Annotated in this window: 17 protein-coding genes; 8 read left to right on the forward strand and 9 right to left on the reverse strand. The window is 70.7% G+C overall.

The window, feature by feature from the left end; all coding sequences use genetic code 11:
- Window positions 1-322: 322 nt before the first annotated feature.
- Complete coding sequence (locus BLT28_RS06965; RefSeq protein ID WP_083383680.1) at window positions 323-1,441, forward strand: HNH endonuclease signature motif containing protein; 1,119 nt, start codon at window positions 323-325, stop codon at window positions 1,439-1,441.
- 19 nt (window positions 1,442-1,460) lie between these two features.
- Here BLT28_RS06965 and BLT28_RS06970 read toward each other — a convergent pair whose 3' ends face one another.
- From BLT28_RS06970 to BLT28_RS06980, 3 genes are read right to left on the reverse strand one after another with little or no spacing between them, the layout of a single operon-like run.
- Window positions 1,461-3,131, reverse strand: a complete 1,671-nt coding sequence (locus BLT28_RS06970) for an aromatic amino acid ammonia-lyase (protein WP_052408147.1) — start codon at window positions 3,129-3,131, stop codon at window positions 1,461-1,463.
- Window positions 3,124-4,209, reverse strand: a complete 1,086-nt coding sequence (locus tag BLT28_RS41745) for an MFS transporter (RefSeq protein ID WP_231950663.1) — start codon at window positions 4,207-4,209, stop codon at window positions 3,124-3,126. Before BLT28_RS41745 ends, BLT28_RS06970 begins: the two co-directional genes overlap by 8 nt.
- A gap of 59 nt (window positions 4,210-4,268) precedes the next feature.
- The gene (locus BLT28_RS06980) at window positions 4,269-4,832 is read right to left on the reverse strand and encodes a helix-turn-helix domain-containing protein (protein WP_030433307.1); all 564 of its coding nucleotides are present in this window, start codon (window positions 4,830-4,832) and stop codon (window positions 4,269-4,271) included.
- Window positions 4,833-4,904: 72 nt separating this feature from the next.
- Between BLT28_RS06980 and BLT28_RS06985 the strand changes: the two genes are divergently transcribed.
- Window positions 4,905-5,771 (forward strand): dioxygenase family protein, encoded by an 867-nt coding sequence (locus tag BLT28_RS06985; RefSeq protein ID WP_030433306.1) that lies wholly within the window; start codon window positions 4,905-4,907, stop codon window positions 5,769-5,771.
- On the opposite strand, the gene BLT28_RS06990 is transcribed toward BLT28_RS06985, so the two are convergent.
- Window positions 5,732-6,484 carry an MIP/aquaporin family protein gene (locus BLT28_RS06990; protein WP_052408146.1) on the reverse strand — a complete coding sequence of 251 codons (753 nt, stop codon included), beginning with the start codon at window positions 6,482-6,484 and terminating at the stop codon, window positions 5,732-5,734. The genes BLT28_RS06985 and BLT28_RS06990 overlap by 40 nt on opposite strands.
- Window positions 6,481-7,104 (reverse strand): nuclear transport factor 2 family protein, encoded by a 624-nt coding sequence (locus BLT28_RS06995; protein ID WP_231950664.1) that lies wholly within the window; start codon window positions 7,102-7,104, stop codon window positions 6,481-6,483. The genes BLT28_RS06990 and BLT28_RS06995 overlap by 4 nt, the downstream gene beginning before the upstream one ends.
- Before the next feature lie 83 nt (window positions 7,105-7,187).
- On the opposite strand from BLT28_RS06995, the gene BLT28_RS40820 reads away from it, so the two are divergent.
- The 3 genes from BLT28_RS40820 to BLT28_RS07010 are packed head-to-tail and all read left to right on the forward strand — an operon-like array spanning window position 7,188 to window position 9,649.
- On the forward strand, window positions 7,188-8,309 hold the full coding sequence (locus BLT28_RS40820) for a glycoside hydrolase family 18 protein (RefSeq protein ID WP_162184939.1): 1,122 nt from the start codon (window positions 7,188-7,190) through the stop codon (window positions 8,307-8,309).
- A 50-nt stretch (window positions 8,310-8,359) separates the two neighbouring features.
- Window positions 8,360-8,725 (forward strand): DUF4288 domain-containing protein, encoded by a 366-nt coding sequence (locus BLT28_RS40825; RefSeq protein WP_030433302.1) that lies wholly within the window; start codon window positions 8,360-8,362, stop codon window positions 8,723-8,725.
- Window positions 8,726-8,752: 27 nt separating this feature from the next.
- Window positions 8,753-9,649 (forward strand): hypothetical protein, encoded by an 897-nt coding sequence (locus tag BLT28_RS07010; protein ID WP_030433301.1) that lies wholly within the window; start codon window positions 8,753-8,755, stop codon window positions 9,647-9,649.
- Here the strand turns inward: BLT28_RS07010 and BLT28_RS07015 are convergent.
- Genes BLT28_RS07015 through BLT28_RS07030 form a run of 4 tightly spaced genes read right to left on the reverse strand, consistent with a single transcriptional unit; the run spans window position 9,646 to window position 12,761 of the window.
- Window positions 9,646-10,587, reverse strand: a complete 942-nt coding sequence (locus BLT28_RS07015; RefSeq protein WP_052408145.1) for a hypothetical protein — start codon at window positions 10,585-10,587, stop codon at window positions 9,646-9,648. The genes BLT28_RS07010 and BLT28_RS07015 overlap by 4 nt on opposite strands.
- Window positions 10,584-11,348 carry a phosphoenolpyruvate hydrolase family protein gene (locus tag BLT28_RS07020; RefSeq protein ID WP_052408144.1) on the reverse strand — a complete coding sequence of 255 codons (765 nt, stop codon included), beginning with the start codon at window positions 11,346-11,348 and terminating at the stop codon, window positions 10,584-10,586. The genes BLT28_RS07015 and BLT28_RS07020 overlap by 4 nt, the downstream gene beginning before the upstream one ends.
- Window positions 11,345-11,878 (reverse strand): 6-phospho-3-hexuloisomerase, encoded by a 534-nt coding sequence (gene hxlB / locus BLT28_RS07025; RefSeq protein ID WP_030433298.1) that lies wholly within the window; start codon window positions 11,876-11,878, stop codon window positions 11,345-11,347. Before hxlB ends, BLT28_RS07020 begins: the two co-directional genes overlap by 4 nt.
- Window positions 11,871-12,761, reverse strand: coding sequence for an NADP-dependent phosphogluconate dehydrogenase (locus BLT28_RS07030; protein ID WP_030433297.1), 891 nt, complete (start codon window positions 12,759-12,761; stop codon window positions 11,871-11,873). The genes hxlB and BLT28_RS07030 overlap by 8 nt, the downstream gene beginning before the upstream one ends.
- A gap of 111 nt (window positions 12,762-12,872) precedes the next feature.
- On the opposite strand from BLT28_RS07030, the gene BLT28_RS07035 reads away from it, so the two are divergent.
- Genes BLT28_RS07035 through BLT28_RS07045 form a run of 3 tightly spaced genes read left to right on the forward strand, consistent with a single transcriptional unit; the run spans window position 12,873 to window position 16,792 of the window.
- Entirely contained in the window at window positions 12,873-14,288 is a 1,416-nt protein-coding gene (locus BLT28_RS07035) for an aminotransferase-like domain-containing protein (RefSeq protein ID WP_030433296.1), read from the forward strand.
- Window positions 14,285-15,166, forward strand: a complete 882-nt coding sequence (locus BLT28_RS07040; RefSeq protein WP_030433295.1) for an ROK family protein — start codon at window positions 14,285-14,287, stop codon at window positions 15,164-15,166. The genes BLT28_RS07035 and BLT28_RS07040 overlap by 4 nt, the downstream gene beginning before the upstream one ends.
- 42 nt (window positions 15,167-15,208) lie before the next feature.
- Window positions 15,209-16,792, forward strand: a complete 1,584-nt coding sequence (locus tag BLT28_RS07045) for an alpha-amylase family glycosyl hydrolase (protein ID WP_052408143.1) — start codon at window positions 15,209-15,211, stop codon at window positions 16,790-16,792.
- Window positions 16,793-16,823 lie beyond the last annotated feature (31 nt).

Raw genomic sequence — 16,823 nt, forward strand, 5'->3', positions numbered from 1 at the left:
GGCTTCCGGTGGGGTTGGCTGGTTCCGGTGACGTTGGCTGGTTCCAGGGGGTCGGCTGGTTCCGGCGGGGTTGGCTGGTTCCAGCGGGGGTCGGCTTGACCTGGGGCCCCTTGCGCGTGCCCGTGGGCCTTTCGGGGGCACGGGATGAAACTCCGGCCCTCGCGGGAAGCGTATGGCACGCGCACCCCAGGTAAAGCCGACCGTCCCAGCTTTACCTCGCGCCAGCTGGAACCGGCTTTCGTTTGCTGAAACCGTTGGGGCGTAAGGGAAAGTGCACTCCGTAGAGCCATGATCCACTATTTGCAGACGCTAAAATAAGGGTATGGCCGCTGCCGATATCGAAGACGACCTCGTCGCCGCCTACGCCGCGATCGGTAAGGCTGTCGCGGACTTCGCCTTAACCCTGATGAAGCTCTATGACGACCTCGATCCGCAAGTGCAGCAGTACGCGGGGGATGTCTTGATGCCGCTGCTGCGTGTCTCCCAGGTCAAGGGCAACAAACTTGTCGACCGGGCGATGTCGCTGGTGGAGCACCGGGTGGTGTTGGAGGCGTTGTCGGAGGGTCGGATCGATGAGGGCAAGGCGTTGATGATCATCGATCAGGTCAGTGTCCTGGACGCGGCCAACCAGGCGATTGCTGAACCGGTGCTGATTGCGCATGCGGCCACGCATAACTACACCGCGTCTCAACGGTATGCCCGGCGGTATGTCCTCAAGCTTGACGCTGAAGCGGCGTTGCGGCGTCATGAGGAGAAGCGGAAGCAGCGGTTGGTGGAGAAGTTCAACCTCGACGACGGCATGTGCTCGCTGCGTGTCGTCCTGCCCGCCCTCGACGCGGCCTTGGCCTTCGATCGGATCGACCGCATCGCGCGGGCACTACCGAAAGACGACCGAACGCTGGACCAGAAACGATCCGATGTCGCCGCGGATCTGTTGATGGGCAAGGAAACACCCGCCCCGCAGGGTGAGGTGTGCGTGAACCTCACGATGCCGATCACCAACATCCTCGGCTTGACCACAGACCCGGTCATGCTCGCCGGGTACGGGCCGCTGCCCGCGGAGATCGTGGCGGATGTCGCGGCGAATGGGATCTGGAAGCGCATCCTGACAGACCCAGTGACGGGGATGGCCGAGCACATCACCACCTACCGGCCGACCCAGGCGCAACGGGAGTTGATCAACGCGCGGTATCCGACGTGCACGATGGTCGGCTGCAACCAGCCCGCGCACCGCTGCGACCTGGATCATTGTTGCCCGTTCGATGGCACCAACACCACCATCGCGAACCTGCGGCCCAAGTGCAGGCACCATCACCGGATGAAGACCCACTCCCGTTGGTCCTGTGAGAACCGGCCGGATGGGACGCATGTATGGACGACGCCGAGTGGCAGGGTGATCGAGACCGAACTCGAACCCATCGCCGAACCCGCACCGTTCTAGGGCGAGTCTTGCTACCAGGTCAACGCGCTACGCAGCACACGGGGTTGTCGTCGAGGCGTGAACCGCGCGGGACAGGGCGCCATCGCGCACGAGCGCGGTCGCGGCCTCGACGTCCGGCGTCATGTACCGGTCGTCGGTGAGCGGCTGGATGCGTTGGCGCACCAGCGAGTGGATGGCGGACGTGCCGCGACCGGGATCCAGTGCGGTCATCTTCGGCCGGATGAGGTCGATGCCCTGTGCGCCCAGCATGACCTGTACGCCGAGCACCGTGTCCAGCCTCGAGGTTCGCGGCGAGGTTGCGCATGGACGCCATGGCCATGGTGTTGTGGTCCTCCTGGCCGCCCTTGACGGGCCGGGACAACGTGCCCGCCGGGTTCGCGGCGAGCTGCATCTCCGGCACGAGCGCGGAGGCCACGGTCACCACCTGCACCATGCCCGAGTTCAGGCCGACCGGCCCGCCCGCCAGGTTCGCGGGCAGGCCGTAGCTCCACTTCGGCGCGATCAGCCTGCCGGACAGGTTCTCCGACAGCACGCCGAGATCGGCCACCTGGGCGTTGAGCGCGTCGATCTCGTGGCCGATCCGCGCGGCGGCCCAGTTGCCGCCCATGACGAACTCGTAGCCGCCGCCGGGCTTGGCGAACAGCAACGGGTTGGAGGTGGACGCGTTCACCTCCCGAGTCACGGTTTCCCTTGCGGTGTGCAGGGTTTGGCGGAACGCGCCGAGGACGTGCGGGGCGGCGCGTACCGAAGTGGCGTCCTGGACCCGCGGATCGGCCTCCCCGGAGACGCGGCGTCCTTCGTCGGTCATCCAGCGTGTTCCGCACACCAGCGAACGGATCTGCCGTGCGGCTTCGACCTCTTCGGGGATGCGCCGCTCGGTGTGGGTGCGCTCGTCGAACGCGCCCTGCTCCGCCCGCGTCGCTTCGAGGAACAGCGCGAACGCGGCCGCGAAGCTGTCGAGGGCCTGCCCGGATCGGTCGATCGCGTCGATGTAGCGCGCGGTGAGCACGCTTCCTCCGCTGACCACCGGCAACGCCTCACCGGCCTCCAGCGCGAACTGCTGCGGAAGTCCAGCTGTCCGGAAGGCCGCACTCGCGGGAAGCTGCCTGCCGCGGAAGAGAACCGGGACGTCCTCGCCCATCATGGCCAGGCCCGCCGCTGCCATCGGCTGGAGGTCACCGGTGCCGAGCGAGCCGATCTCGGGCATCACCGGGACGATCCCCACGTTGACCAGGCCGAGCATCCGGTCCACCAACTCGGGCCGAACACCCATGGCCGCCCGCGCCATCGCATTCGCCCGCAGCACCAGAGCCAGCCGCGCGATGGGGAAGGGCAGTGCCGGGCCGACTCCGGCGGCGTGCGAGCGCAGCACCCGTCGTTGGAACTCGCGCTGCTCATCCAGGCCGAGCGGGCGGCCCTTCAACGGTCCCAACGCCTGGTTCCACCCGTAAACCCGTTGTCCCGCTTCGACAGTGGCCAGCGCGCCACGACGGGTGTCCACCATCTTCTGCCGCGCTTGGTCGGTCAAGCGGACAGAAACCCGGTCCGCGTGCAGGAACCGGACCATCGTCGGCCAGTCGAGGTGGTCCCCGTCCAGCTGCACAGTCACGGGCGCGGGAAGCCCGGCAGCAGAGGCGGGCACGACGAGAGCGACGAGGAGGACGACGAGCGCGGCGGACCAGTTACGCATGGCTCTCCTCCGCGGCGTTGACGGAATCGATGTGCCGGAACAGAGCGGGAAGCGAGGCCAGGCAGGCGACGACGCCGAGGGTCACCCAGAGCGCGGGCGCGTACACGGTGAACCGCGCGATGGCCCAGGTCAGCAGTGCCGGGGTGAACCCGGCGAAGAAGATCGCGGCGACGTTGTAGCTCAGCGCCAGCCCGGTCGTGCGCACCGAAGCGGGGAAGACGCGCGGCATCGTGGACGGAGCGACACCGACGAACGCCGCGACGTTGGCGCACAACACGGAGTGCACGACGACGAGCACTGGAACGCTCGGCACCGCGTGCAGCAACAGCAAGCACAGCAAAGGAATCACGAGCAAACCGCTCGCACCCCACGTCAACACCCGTCGCGGACCGAACTGGTCGGCGGCGCGTCCGGCGACGATGCAGCCGATCACCAGCACGACATTGCCCACGAGCGACGCCAGGAACGACTGTTGCGAGGTGAACCCCAACCCGGCGGCCGGATCGCGGTAGTAGGTCGGCAGGTAGATCACCAAAGCGTAGACGCAGACGGTCCACAGCACGGAGACGTCGAGCAGCTCGCCGTCGTTGATCCGCGGGAACCGGATCGGGTCGGTGTCGAACAACGACACCTTGAAGCCGACGACACCCGCGCCGACCAGGTCCTCGGCCCGGCGCCAGCCACCACCCGGTTCGAGCGTGCCGAGCAGCGCGACGTCGACAACCGCCTCGGCGTCGACCTTCTCCAGCTTCGTCTTCAACCGCTCCACGGTGTTGATCGGCCTCGAGGCGTCGAAGGGCATCTCCACGATCGTCGTCACCCCGCCCGCCGCCGCGGCCGAAGTCGACGCGCGCAGGCCCTCACCGGCGTGGGAGTAGGAGTGCACGTGCGCGTCCACCACACCGGGCAGCACGTACGACTCGCCGACGTCGATCAGGCGCGCGCTGCCGGTGTCGGGCAGGTCGCCGGTGTGCGCCTCGGTGATCACGCCGTCGCGGATGAACACCGCTCCGCGCTCGAAGGAACCCTTCGCCGTGTGGACCACCCCGGCGATGACGGTGTCGGCTGTCGTTCCCATAGCGGGAAGCTAGACAGCGCCCCGAACGCCGACCTATCCCATTCCCGTGGATCGGGAATTCAGCGGCCCACGAACACCCAGAACAGCTCGGCCGGGATGTCGCCGGCGTTGAAGATGCGGTGGGGGAGTTGGGGATCGAGCGTGACCGTGTCGCCTGGGCCGAGCTCGTGGGTCTCGTCCCCGACGGTGACGCCGAGCCGTCCGGAGTGCACGTAGCCGTACTCGCCGCCGCCGTGCCGCATGGCGGAGTCCGGAGCGCCCGACACCCCGCCCACCTCGAAGACGATCCGGAGGAAGCGGAGCGCGCGCTCGTGGTCAACGCCGAGAAGGGTGTAGGTGACGCCCTCGCCCAGCGGCATCACGGAGTGCTCGCCGTTGCGCCGCACGGTGACCGGCTCGGCCGGAGCGGCGGGCGTGAACAGGCCGTCGAGGGTCACGCCCAGCTCGTTGGCGATCGCGTAGAGGGTGCTGACCGAGGGGCGGCTGATCCCCTTCTCGATCTGGCTGATCATGCTGCCGCTCACGCCGATGCGGCGGCCCAGCTCGCGCACGCCCAGCCCGGCGGCCGCGCGGGCCGAGCGCAGGCGCTCGCCGAGCGTCTGGGGCGGGAGGGCGTCGGGCACGGTGCGACGCTACCGGGCGCAGGTGTTAAGCGCTACTTGACACTCCGGGAGCGGCTGGGCGACCCTTGGCCGGTGGATTTCACCGCCGAGGAGTCGGCCGCCATCGTCAGCGCCAGCTTCGACGCCGCCCCGGACCCGCGCGCCCGCGAGGTGCTGCAAGCCCTGACCCGGCACCTGCACGCCTTCGTGCGCGAGGTCCGCCCGAGCATGGCCGAGTGGGAGAAGGCGATCGACTTCCTCACCCGCACCGGCCAGGCGTGCACCGGCACGCGCCAGGAGTTCATCCTGCTCTCCGACGTGCTCGGCGTGTCGATGCTGGTGGAGACGCTGGAGGCGGAGGGCGTGACCACCGAGGCCACCCCGGCCACGGTGCTCGGCCCGTTCCACATGGTCGCCAGCCCGCCGCGTGGACTCGGTGACTCCGTCGACCTCGTCGCGGACGGCACGCCCTGCGTCATCGAGGGCCGGATCACCGACACCGACGGCAATCCGTTGCCTGGCGCGAGCGTGGACGTGTGGCAGGCCGATGACAAGGGCTTCTACGACGTGCAGCAACCCGGAACCCTGCCCGAGGGCAACGGTCGCGGCTTGTTCACCGCGGACGAGGACGGTTGCTACTGGTTCCGCACGGTGCGTCCCGCGCCCTACCCGATTCCCGTCGACGGCCCGGTCGGCGAGCTGCTGGCCGCGGCCGGGCGGCATCCCTATCGGCCCGCGCACGTGCACTTCATCGTTGCGGCAGAAGGACATCATGCGGTGACCACGCACGCGTTCGACTCCGAGAGCGAGTACATCGACTCCGACACCGTGTTCGCGGTGAAGCGCGATCTCGTCGTGGACTTCGAGTCCGTCGACGATCCCGCCGAGGCCGCCCGCTACGGCGTCACCGCTCCGTTTCGCTACGCGCGCTTCGACGTGGCCCTGGCGCCGAGCAAGTAGTGCACGCCCGCGCCCAGTACGGCGCCGAGGACCGGAGCGGTGAGGTAGATCCAGAGGTCTCCGCCGAGCCCGGTGGCGAACAGGGCCGGGCCCCACTGCCGCGCCGGGTTGACCGATCCGCCGCTGAGCGGGCCGAACACGGTGATCACGAACGTGACGACGACACCGATGGCGTAGGGCATCAACCGCGTGCGGGACGGGCTCGCCAGCAGGAATCCGACGAGCACGACGACAGCGATCATGAGGCCGCTCTCCGCGAGGAACACCGCCGCCGGCTCCCAGCCGGGCGCCGCGCGGACGGCCGCGAAGGACACGTTCTCCGTGGCCTCGCCCCAGGTCAGACGGGCGAGGCCCACGCCGGTCACCGAGCCCGCGAGCTGCGCGCCCACGTAAGGCAGGACCTGCCGACCTGGGAAAGCGTCCAACAGCCACACGGCGATGGTGATCGCCGGGTTCATGTGGGCGCCGCAGCGTTGGCCGGGAGGGGACAGGATCAGGACGGCGACGAGCACGCCGCTGAACACCCCGAGGGCTGCCAGGGCCAGCCCGAAATCCGCGACGTGCAGCGGCGAAGCCGGATCGAGCACCCAGCGGGTGGAGCTGACGACCAGGAACAGCAGCACGCACGTGAGCGCGAACTCCTCGGCCACCCTGACCGGTGAGATGCTCGGACCGACCCGAGCTACCACCGTGTTCTGCGCCTGCAAGGTCATGCCGGGCTCCCCGCGTGGACCCCGGCGGGGTGGCCGGTGCTCCCGGCCAGCCACTCGCGACCGCGCGCGTAGAGGTCGGCGACCTCGGGCCCGCGCAGCCCCGGCATGCCCGCCACCACCTCGTAGCCGAGCAGGGTCTGGAGGTAGGCGAGGTGGCGGTAGCCCTCGGGGAACCGGCCGAGCAGGTCCTCGTCGAGCGACAGAACGGCAGCGGGATCGACCGGGTCGATGCGGTCCTTCTCGTAGATCGGCTGTCGCCAGACCAGGCCCCAACGCCCGTCGCGGTGCTCGAAGAAGTCGTAGAAGCGGCCGGTGCACACCACATCGCAGCTCACGTCGTGTACCGCCGCGCGCTGGTGGATCTGCATCTTGGTCTGGCCGATCGCACGGGTGCCCACCACGTCGATCGACGAGCCGCCCAGCAGGTGGAGGATGGTGACGCCGCGTTCCCAGCCGCGGCGGTTGGCGGCGATGAACTCGGTCGCCGTGCCCTGGAACCAGGTGGCCTCCATGCGTCCGTCGTCGTGCCACACGGTGGCGAACCGTTCCCAGTCGCCGGAGTCGCGCCACAGCGCCCAGTTCTCGATCAGCTGTCGGATCTCTTGCCTCGCCTCGATCACCGGACCCACGATGCGCGCCGCGCGCCCCGGCCGTCAAGCAGTGCTTAACACTGTCTATGTCTGCACCGTGTAGCTTCGAACGCATGCCGAAGTCCTTGCGGGTGGCCGTTTTCGCGTTGGCGACCGTGGTGCTGACCGGGGTGGTGTTCGAGGTCAGAGTGCTGCTGGGCTTCGACAGCGTGTTGTGGGTCGCGCTCCTGGTGGCGCTGGCCGTGTTCTGGGTGGTGGCTGTGGTCAAGCTGCGAGTGCACCGCGCGGTCATCGCGCTGGCCGTCGTCCTCGCGCCGGTCCTCGTCGTGACCGGCGGCGGAGGTTGGCTCCTGGCGCAGAACCTGGCTTCGGCGGAGCGCGCGAGCGGCACGGACGCGCTGTGGATGGGCCACGCCTGGGTGGACGGTCGGCGAACGCAGTCCGATGTGGACGCTTTGGTCGCGCGCGTCCGCGAGGCGAAGTTCCGCGACCTGTACGTACATTCGGGTCCGCTGTCCGATGACGGTTCGCTGGATCCCGCGCTGCGGCCGTCCGCGCGATGGCTGGTCGACACGCTGCACAAGGCCTTGCCCGGCGTCCGCGTGCAGGCGTGGCTGGGCAATGTCGTCGACGAAGGCCGCCTGAACCTCGCAGACCCCGCTTCCCGCACGCGCATCGTGGACAGCGGGCGACAGGTGCTCGACGACGGCTTCGACGGTGTGCACTACAACTTCGAGCCGGTTCCGGAGGGAAACCGCGATCTGCTCGAAGTGCTGACCACGGCGCGGGAGATGACGCGGTCGCGGGCGAAGGTGCTGTCGGTCTCGGCCAACCAGATCGAGCCGGTGCGCGGGACCAACTTCGTCGGCCAGACGCTCCGCGGCAAGCCGCATTGGTGGTCGGCGACCTACATCGGCGAGGTCGCCCGGCGGGTGGACCAGATCGCGGTGATGTCCTACGACTCCGGGATTCCCGTCGAGTCCGCGTACACCGGTTATCTGCGCATGCAGACCCGCTTGGCCCTGCAGGTCGTCCCACCCGAGGTGGACGTGCTGATCGGCGTCCCGGCCTACCACGACGGCCCCATGCACACGCTCGCGGAGACCGTCGCCGCGGCCGTGAAGGGCATTCGCCTCGGCGTGACACCAGGTCGGCGCGTCGGGGCGGCGGTCTACGTGGACTTCGCCGCCACTCCCGAGGACTGGGCCCAGTACCTGTCGGGTTGGGTTCGCTAGTCCACTGTGGACACGGGCGCCGCGGGGGCGGGTTCGGGCATGCTGGGGACATGCCTTGGTTCAGCGCGTCCGCGCGGTACGCCTCGACCGTCGAGTGCGATGGCCTCAGCACGATCAGCCGCTCCGTCTGGGTCTTCGAGCTGCCCGACACAGGTGAACGCCTGTGGGCCGATGCCCGAGCCAGAGCGCTGGAGATCGCCCGCCGCGACGAGCACGGCTACCTCAACGCCGACGGTCGCCGCGTCCAGTGGGAGCTGATCGACGTCCAGACCCTGGACCTGCTCGGTGACACCGTCGAGGACGGCCGCGAGGTGTACTCGGAGATGCGCGACCCCAGCGAGGCCGAGCTGCGCGAGTGGCCCGCGCGGACCCGGTTCGATCCAGAGAACACGCCTCCGCATCAGACCGGGATCTGACGGCCCTGATCGGCTTACACTCCGGTCGTGACCCAGACCGGGCGTTCTCGCGAGCTCGGCGCTCTCCTGCGCACCGGCCCCTTCCACGCGGCACTGCGCCTGGCCATCAAGGAACGCGGGCTGACCCTGGAGCGGTTGCGCGCACATTTGCGCAGGCACGGCGTCTCCATCGGGCTCTCCAGCCTCAGCAACTGGCAGCACGGCCACAGCCGCCCCGGCCGCGCCGACTCCGAGCACGTGGTCCGCGCGCTGGAGGAGGTGCTGTTCCTGCCGCGGTTGTCGCTGGTGACCCTGCTCGCCCGTGCCACACCGCAGCGGTTGAGCGAGCACGTCGGCCCGCTCGGCGAGCTGCTGTCCGAGATCGACGACACCCAGCCCGAGCACCTCGCCGTGCTCAACCGCTACAACCGCGTCGCCATCGACGAGCACGGCTGCTTCGGCCACTACCTGTGCCGCACCGCGATCCGCGCCCGCCGTGACGGCGTCGACCGGTTCCTTATCCGCTACTTCGGCGGAGAGAACACCGAGATCGACAAGGTCGGCGTCCAGGCGCTGGAGAACTGCTCGGTCGGCCGCGTCCGCAGGCACCCCGGCTCCCCGGTCATGGTCGCCGAGCTGCTGTTCGGCCAGACCCTGCGCGCCGGTGACACGTGGGTCTTCGAGTACCGGGGGGTCAACAGCCATCCCGTCCGCAGCACCGAGTTCGCCCACGCCTTCCGCTACCACGAGAAGCAGTACGTGATGGAGGTCCGCTTCCACCCCGAGCGCCGCCCCGCCCGCTGCCAGTCCTACATGCGCGCCGACCTCTACAGCCCGAAGCGGATCACCGGCGAGCTGAAGCTCAACGACCGCGACGGCGTCCACGTCCTCGTCTCCGACGGCACCTCCGGCGTCGTCGGCATCCAATGGGAGTGGGACGACTAGCGCAGTGCTGCACCAGTCGGAGGCCGGAACGGTTCGGCTGCCGCGGTGAACCGCGCGAGCAGTGCGGGGGTGAACTCGGTCGACGCGAGCGCGGCGAGCGCTGCGGCCCACCCTGCGGCGAAGTAGTCCCAGCCGTCCACGGTCGGCGCGTCGCGATCACGGGCCTGTCGCAGGAATGTCAGGTCACCCCGGTAGTTGAGGTCCCACGCGGTGGTGGCCGGGCCGAGCGGGGCCTGGTCGCTGATCGGGCTGCCGGGCGCGTCCTTGCCGAGCCCGGTCGCGTTGACCACCAGTGCGGGCCCGCTCAGCTCGGCGACCAGCCGGTCGGCATCGGCTCGGCCGGTGAGCCGGACGAGGTCCGGTGTGGCTCCGATCCGCCGGGCCATCGCTTCGAGCTGGGTCAGCGCCGCCGGATCGACGTCGGCGAACCGGACCCGGGACGGCCGCGGCCCGTCGGAGTGCAGGGCGAGCAACAGGGCGGTGGCGGCACCACCTGCGCCGAAGCACACCACGTCGCGCCCGGCGATCGGTCCGAGCGACGGCAGGATCTCGACGAGCGAGCGGGCGTCGTTGGCGTAGCAGGCGACGGTGCTTCCCGCGGCGACGGTGTTGATCTCCTGGGTCAGCTCGACCAGCCGGTCCCGCTGGTCGAACAGGTCCGCGCATGCCCGGTACAGCCGGAGCTTGTGCGCGGTCACCACGGCGCCCACCACCGCCGGGTTGCCGCGCATGGCGGTGAGCAGGCGACGGTACGTGGCAGGGGGAGTGTCGATGGGCAGGTCGACCCCGCGCAGCACCCATGTCCTGTCGAGGACGTCCGACCAGCGGTCGAACACCGCGTGCACGAGGGAGCCCGCGGTCCGCACGCCGACGAAGAGCACGAGCGGTGCTCCGGTCCAGGACTCGACATCGTCGACGGTGAGCACTTCGCCGGTCATCCGGCCACCTTTCGTGTGAGCACGGTCCGCCACGCGTGGACGGCCGCTTCGACGTCTTCCGCGCACTCGAACACCGAGGCCCCGAAGAATCCACAGTGGACATCCAGACTCCGGCAGAGTTCGGCGAACGTCCCAGGATCGGTCAACGGGCCGCCGTGGGCGAGAACTCGCACGTCCGCATTGGTCGCTCGCGCCGCATCAGCCACGGTAGTGAGCGTGGCAGCGCAGCGCGCGGTGGGCGAGCCGGCGCCGGTGATGCCGAGGTGGACCACGACGGCCTCCGCTCCGTGATCCACCAGCGCGGTCGCCTGGGCAGGGGTGAAGGCATAGCCCCAGGCCCGGAGTCCGTGTCGCGCGGCGAGGGCCATCAACTCGACCTCACGGTCGAAGCCCAGCCCGGCTCGTTCCACGGCGGCACGCACAGGCCCCGTGAGCAGGCCGACGGTCGGCGCGTTCAGCACTCCCGCCACGCCAAGGTCAACGAGCCTTGCGAGCACCTGGGAAGCAGGCCGAAGCGGGTCGTTCGCGCAGACGGTGGCGAAGAGCGTGCCGGACCCGGCGATACTCGGCAGGACACCGAGCGTGAGTTCGTTGGCGTTCGCCCAGGGCAGCAGTCCGGCGACCGAGGGCAGACCACGCCTGCGCAACACGCTGGAGTGGTAGGCGATGAGGACGTCCACACCGGCGGAGAGGAGGCGGGCGGCCGTGTCGGCGTCTCCGGCGGCTGCGGCCAGCGGTGCCTCGGGGAGCCCGGCGGTCACAACAGGTTCGCGTGCCGTTGGTTGAGCACGGCGTCCGGAATGCCTTGCGTGCGTTGGAAAACACCGCACATGGCGTCTCCGAGGACGAGGCATGCCTGCTCGAACAGCGAGCCCGCGTGTTGCGCGGAACCGGCTCCCGGCACCACGAGCACGATGTCCGCGGTCTCGGCTAGCGAACCCGCGGGATCGCCGGTCAGCGCGGCGACCCGAGCACCCGCAGTGCGCGCCGCAGCAGCACTCGCGAGCGTGCCCGGCGTCTGGCCGCTCGCGGACAGGCACACCAGCAGGTCCGCGGGGCCGATGGCGGGTGTGGTGGTCTCGCCCGCCACGTGGACGGGGAGCCCCAGGTGCATCCACCGCATCGCGAGCGCCCGAGCCACCAGCCCGGAGCGGCCCCTAGCCTCGAAGTACACCCGGCGCGCGGCGCTGATCGCGGACATCAGCCCGCCGAGCGCGACGGGATCGACCGCGTCGACGGTGCGGCTCAGCTCGTCCAGCACGGTGCGGGCGCGTTCCCGGATCTCAGACATGCGTCTCGTGCCCGCCGATCGTGCCTCGCGCGGCGACGAGCAGCCGGTCCGCCCGCCGCTGCTCGTCACGACTGGTGAACCTGGCGTGCAGGGCCGCGGTCAGCACAGGGGTCGCGACCCCGAGCCGGATCGCCTCCTCCGCGGTCCAGCGGCCCATACCCGAGTCCGCGACAGCAGTGCCGACGCCGGTGAGCGCGGGATCGCCGGACAAGGCTTCGACCGTCTGCTCCAACAGGAACGACCGGGCGGAGCACCCCGCCTGCCACACGCGCATCGCGGTCAGAGCGTCCAGCCCGTCCCGCGCGGACAGCATCGCGAAACCTTCCGCGTACGCCTGGAGCAAGCCGTACTCGACCGCGTTGTGCACGGCCTTCACGAAGTGACCCGCTCCGTGCTCACCGACCCTGGCCACCGCGCCGGGCGCGGCGAGGGACGTGAGCACGGGCATCAGCCGCTCGACGTCGTCGGGCGCACCACCGGCGGTCAGCCCGTAGCCGTGCCGCCAACCCTGCCGCCCGCCGCTGACGCCGACGTCGACGAACTGCACGCCGCGCGCACCGAACCGGTCCGCCCGCGTGGTGGCGTCACGCCAGTCGCTGTTGCCGCCGTCAGCCACCAGGTCGCCCGGCTCCAGCAGTTCGGCGAGTTCGTCCAGCACTGCTTCCGTCGCCGCACCCGCCTGCACCATGACCCACACCGCGCGCGGCGGGGTCAGCAGGTCGACCAGCGCTGCGATGGAGCCGGCCACCCGGACTCCCGCCTGGCGGCTCGCCGCCGCCGCGTCGGGCGCGGTGTCGGTGCCCACCACGTCGTGGCCCGCCTTGACCAGCCGAGCCGCCATGGGCCCGCCCATGCGTCCCAATCCGACCAATCCCAGCTGCACGTCGGCCCTCCTGCTCGGGTGGATTGACTTTTCGTCCTCGATCTCGATCCAATATGGATCCAGCTGACATCGCGTGGGAGAGCCAATTCTCGTCGTATTGGTCTGGGGCTGATGAACGTTCATGACGCGCTCGGGGAGTGGTCGATCCGGCCCGGCCCGATCTACGCCCGCCTCGCCGCCGCTCTGCGGGACGCCATCGAGAACGGCGACATCGCACCCGGCACGGTGTTGCCGCCCGAGCGGTCGCTGGCCGCGCGGCTGGCCATCGGCCGGAGCACGGTCGTGCAGGCTTACGGTCGGCTGCGCGAGGAACAACTCGTGGTCAGCAGGCAGGGCAGCGGCACGTGGGTGGCGGGCGCGCGGCGAACCGCGGCCACCAAGCGACCTGCCGCCTCGCTGCGCCTTGCCGCGCTGCGGGACCCGGAGGTGCCGGTCGACCTGGCCACCGCGGCCCTGCCCGCGCACGCCCGCGTCCGCCAACTGATCGCCGACCTGGGCCGGAGCGACGACGACTGCACCGCTCTGCTCGACGGCCCCGGTTACCTGCCCGCCGGACTGCCCGCGTTGCGCAGTTCGCTCGCCGAGCGGCTGACAGCTGACGGGCTGGCGACGATCCCCGAGCAGATCCTCGTCACCACCGGGGACCAACAGGCGCTGTCGTTGCTCGCGACCCATGCGCTGCAGGCCGGGGACACCGTGGTCGTGGAGAGCCCGACGAGTCCGGGAATGCTCGACGTCCTGCACGGCCTGCCGGTGACCGTGCGCAGCTCGCGGCCGGTCACCGACGAGGGCAGTGACCTGCTGGACGTGCTCGATCGCTGTCGGCCTCGGCTGGCCTACCTGATGCCGACACTGGGGCCGCACGGGCGGATGCTGGACCACGCCTCCCGCGGCGTGCTGGCCCGCAAGCTCGCCGAGCGGGACGTGCTCGTCATCGACGACGCGAGCCAAGCCGGGCTGGCGTTCGAGCCCGCGCCGCCCCTCGCCGCGTTCGTCTCCGCGGACAACCTGATCACCGTCGGCTCGATGACCAAGCTGCACTGGGGTGGTCTGCGGATCGGCTGGATCCGTGGCCCGGCACCGCTGATCGCCGCCCTCGCCCGCGCGAAGGCACGCGTGGACCTGGGCACTCCGGTACTCGACCAGCTCATCGCGGTGCGGTTGCTGTGCGTCGAGGACAACGTCCGCGCCGTCCGGGTGGCGTGGCTGCGCGACCGCCTGGACCACGCGAGCACGGTGGTGCGCGCCGCCCTGCCCGAGTTCTCCTTCGCCCCGCCCGATGGCGGGATGAACCTGTGGCTGCGGTTGCCTGCGGGAACGGCCACCGCGTTCAGCGAGGTGGCGACCAGGTTCGGCGTCGCGGTCGTGCCCGGCTCCGCGCTGTCCGCCCAGGGCATCGCCGACGACCACGTCCGGGTCGTCTACGCCCGGCCGCGAGAGGTGTTCGAGGAGGGTGTGCGTCGCCTGGCCGCCGCCTGGCAGCGCTACCGCACCATGCCGCCCGACACCGCACCGGTGCTGCTGTGAACGGCGCCATCGGCATCGACCTCGGTGCGACCCACATCCGCGCGGCGATCGTCCTGCCGGACGGAGAACTCATCGGCGCGCTGCGGCGAGTCCTGCCCGCCGACCCGTCCACCCGGCGCCGGGCGGCGACCGACGTCGCGGGCGAGCTGCTGGCACGCCATCCCGGCCACCCGGTCGACGCAGTCGGTCTCGCCGTCGCCGGAACCGTGGACGGCGGCGTGCTGACCTGGTCGGCGAACCTGGGGCTGGACGCGGTCGACTTCGGCGCTGAGCTGCGCGCGAGCACCGGGCGACCCACCGCGGTCCTCAACGACGCCCGGGCCGCCGCGCTCGCGGAAGCTCGCATGGGCGCGGGAGCAGGCGCGGCCACCGTGCTCATGGTGACGGTGGGGACCGGCATCGGCGGCGGACTGGTCATCGACGGCAACGTGCACACCGGTACCGCGCACGCGGGGGAGATCGGCCACCTCGTGCTCGACCCCGACGGACCACCATGCCGTTGCGGTCACCACGGCTGCTGGGAACGACTGGCGGGCGGTGTCGCGCTCGACGCCACCGCGGCGGAACTCCTGCCGGACGGGAAGAGCGGCGCAGTGGCGCTCGCCGCCGCAGCGTCGCGTGGCGACACCACCGCCTTGGCGGCGATCCAGCGGCACGCCAGGGAGTTCGCCCGAGGACTGGACAGCCTCTGCGCGGTCCTCGCTCCCCACGCGCTCGTGCTCGGCGGCGGCATCATCGCCCGCCCGGGGCCCGTCCGCGACGCCTACCTGGCCGCCACCGGCACGTTGCGCTGGCACCGCGGCATGATCCGCACGGCGGTCCTCGGCGACGACGCGGGATTGCTCGGTGCCGCGCTGGCCGCGTCCAATGCGTCCTGATTGGCTCTGGCCCCGATCGGCGACCGCGGGTTGCCTTGGAGCATGCGCGAGAACCGGTGGTGGCTGGACGCCGTTGGCTACCAGGTCTACCTCCCGTCCTTTCAGGACAGTGACGGCGACGGCTGGGGCGATCTGCCCGGCGTGCTCAGCAGGCTGGACTATCTGAGCGAGCTCGGCGTGACGCTGGTGTGGCTCAGCCCCTTCCACCCCTCGCCGATGCGCGACCACGGCTACGACGTCGCGGACTACGTCGGGGTGGACCCGCGCTACGGCCGACTGTCCGATGTGGACGATCTGGTCGCGGCGGCGCACGATCGCGGCATGCGGGTCATCGCCGACCTCGTGGTCAACCACACCAGCAGCGCCCACCCGTGGTTCGCCGCCGCCCGCCGCTCGCGCACCGATCCGCACCGCGACCACTACATCTGGCGGGATCCCGCCCCGGACGGCGGCCCGCCCAACAACTGGCTGTCGCACTTCGGCGGCCCGGCGTGGACCTTCGACGCGGCCACCGGGCAGTACTACCTGCACCTGTTCACCGCGCACCAGCCGGACCTGAACTGGGCCAACCCGGCGGTGGCCGAGGAGGTCGAGCGAATCCTGCGGTTCTGGCTCGACCGGGGGCTCGACGGGTTCCGGGTGGACACCGCGCACTACCTGACCAAGCACCCCGGACTGCCGGACAACCCGCTCCGCGCGGCATCGGAGATCCCGGAGCTGGGCGGGGTCGCCGCGGAGTGGCTGGAACAGGAGCACCGCTACGACATCGAGCAGCCCACCACCGAGCCGATCCACCGCAGGTGGCGGGAGATCGCCGACTCCTACGGCGCCGTGCTGATCGGCGAGGTCTACATCCTCGACCCGCCGCGACTGGCGGAGTACGTCCGCGACGACCGGCTGCACTCCGCGTTCTGGTTCGGCGTCGTGGAGTCGGAGTGGGCACCGGAGCGGATCGCCTCGATGCTGCGCTCCGCGTGCGCGGCGGCGCCGAACCTCAGCTGGGTGCAGAGCAGTCACGACCGCCGTCGCGCGGTGACCCGCTACGGCAACGGAGCTCTGGGCAGGCGCCGCGCGCTCGCGGTCGCGACCCTGATGATGGGGCTCCCGGGCACCCCGTTCCTCTACAACGGGGAGGAGCTGGGGCTGGCGGACGGGGTCGTGCCGCCGGAGCTGTCGCAGGACCCCCTCGCCGCGGCGGACGGTGGACGGTCGAGCCGGGACGGGGCGCGGACCCCGATGCCCTGGGCGCCGGTGCCAGGGCTCGGATTCACCACGGCCTCCCGCGCGTGGCTGCCCTTCGGCGACCGGGTCCCGGAAGACACAGTGGCGTGCCAGCACAGTGATCCGCGCTCGCCCCTGTCCACGACCAGGCGCATGCTCGCCGCCCGCGCCGCCACAGCAGGGCGCCGCTGCACCGTCCTCGATTGGGTGGACGACGCGGCCGGTGTGGTCGCCTACCGGTGCGGCGATGTCGTGGTCGCGGCCAACCTCACCGAGCACAGCCAACCGTTTTACCCCGGAGAGGGCGGGTGGCGCTGCGACTTCGACACCGACGACCCCGCGCCGACGACGGTTCCGGCGGTCCTGGTCCCCGGGCAGGCGGTCATCGTCAGCCGGGCGCGCTGAGCCGCCCCAGCGCTGCGCCCCCGGGGGACCC

This window comes from Allokutzneria albata, assembly GCF_900103775.1.
GTDB classification, from domain to species: domain Bacteria; phylum Actinomycetota; class Actinomycetes; order Mycobacteriales; family Pseudonocardiaceae; genus Allokutzneria; species Allokutzneria albata.

Bases quoted from the DNA above. Each gene is read 5' to 3' on its own strand.
- BLT28_RS06965 (WP_083383680.1), top strand. From the start codon at position 323: ATGGCCGCTGCCGATATCGAAGACGACCTCGTCGCCGCCTACGCCGCG.
- hxlB (WP_030433298.1), bottom strand. From the start codon at position 11,878: ATGTCTGAGATCCGGGAACGCGCCCGCACCGTGCTGGACGAGCTGAGC.
- BLT28_RS07035 (WP_030433296.1), top strand. From the start codon at position 12,873: ATGAACGTTCATGACGCGCTCGGGGAGTGGTCGATCCGGCCCGGCCCG.
- BLT28_RS41745 (WP_231950663.1), bottom strand. From the start codon at position 4,209: ATGGGAACGACAGCCGACACCGTCATCGCCGGGGTGGTCCACACGGCG.
- BLT28_RS07045 (WP_052408143.1), top strand. From the start codon at position 15,209: ATGCGCGAGAACCGGTGGTGGCTGGACGCCGTTGGCTACCAGGTCTAC.
- BLT28_RS06970 (WP_052408147.1), bottom strand. From the start codon at position 3,131: ATGCGTAACTGGTCCGCCGCGCTCGTCGTCCTCCTCGTCGCTCTCGTC.
- BLT28_RS06990 (WP_052408146.1), bottom strand. From the start codon at position 6,484: ATGACCTTGCAGGCGCAGAACACGGTGGTAGCTCGGGTCGGTCCGAGC.
- BLT28_RS40820 (WP_162184939.1), top strand. From the start codon at position 7,188: ATGCCGAAGTCCTTGCGGGTGGCCGTTTTCGCGTTGGCGACCGTGGTG.
- BLT28_RS07015 (WP_052408145.1), bottom strand. From the start codon at position 10,587: ATGACCGGCGAAGTGCTCACCGTCGACGATGTCGAGTCCTGGACCGGA.
- BLT28_RS40825 (WP_030433302.1), top strand. From the start codon at position 8,360: ATGCCTTGGTTCAGCGCGTCCGCGCGGTACGCCTCGACCGTCGAGTGC.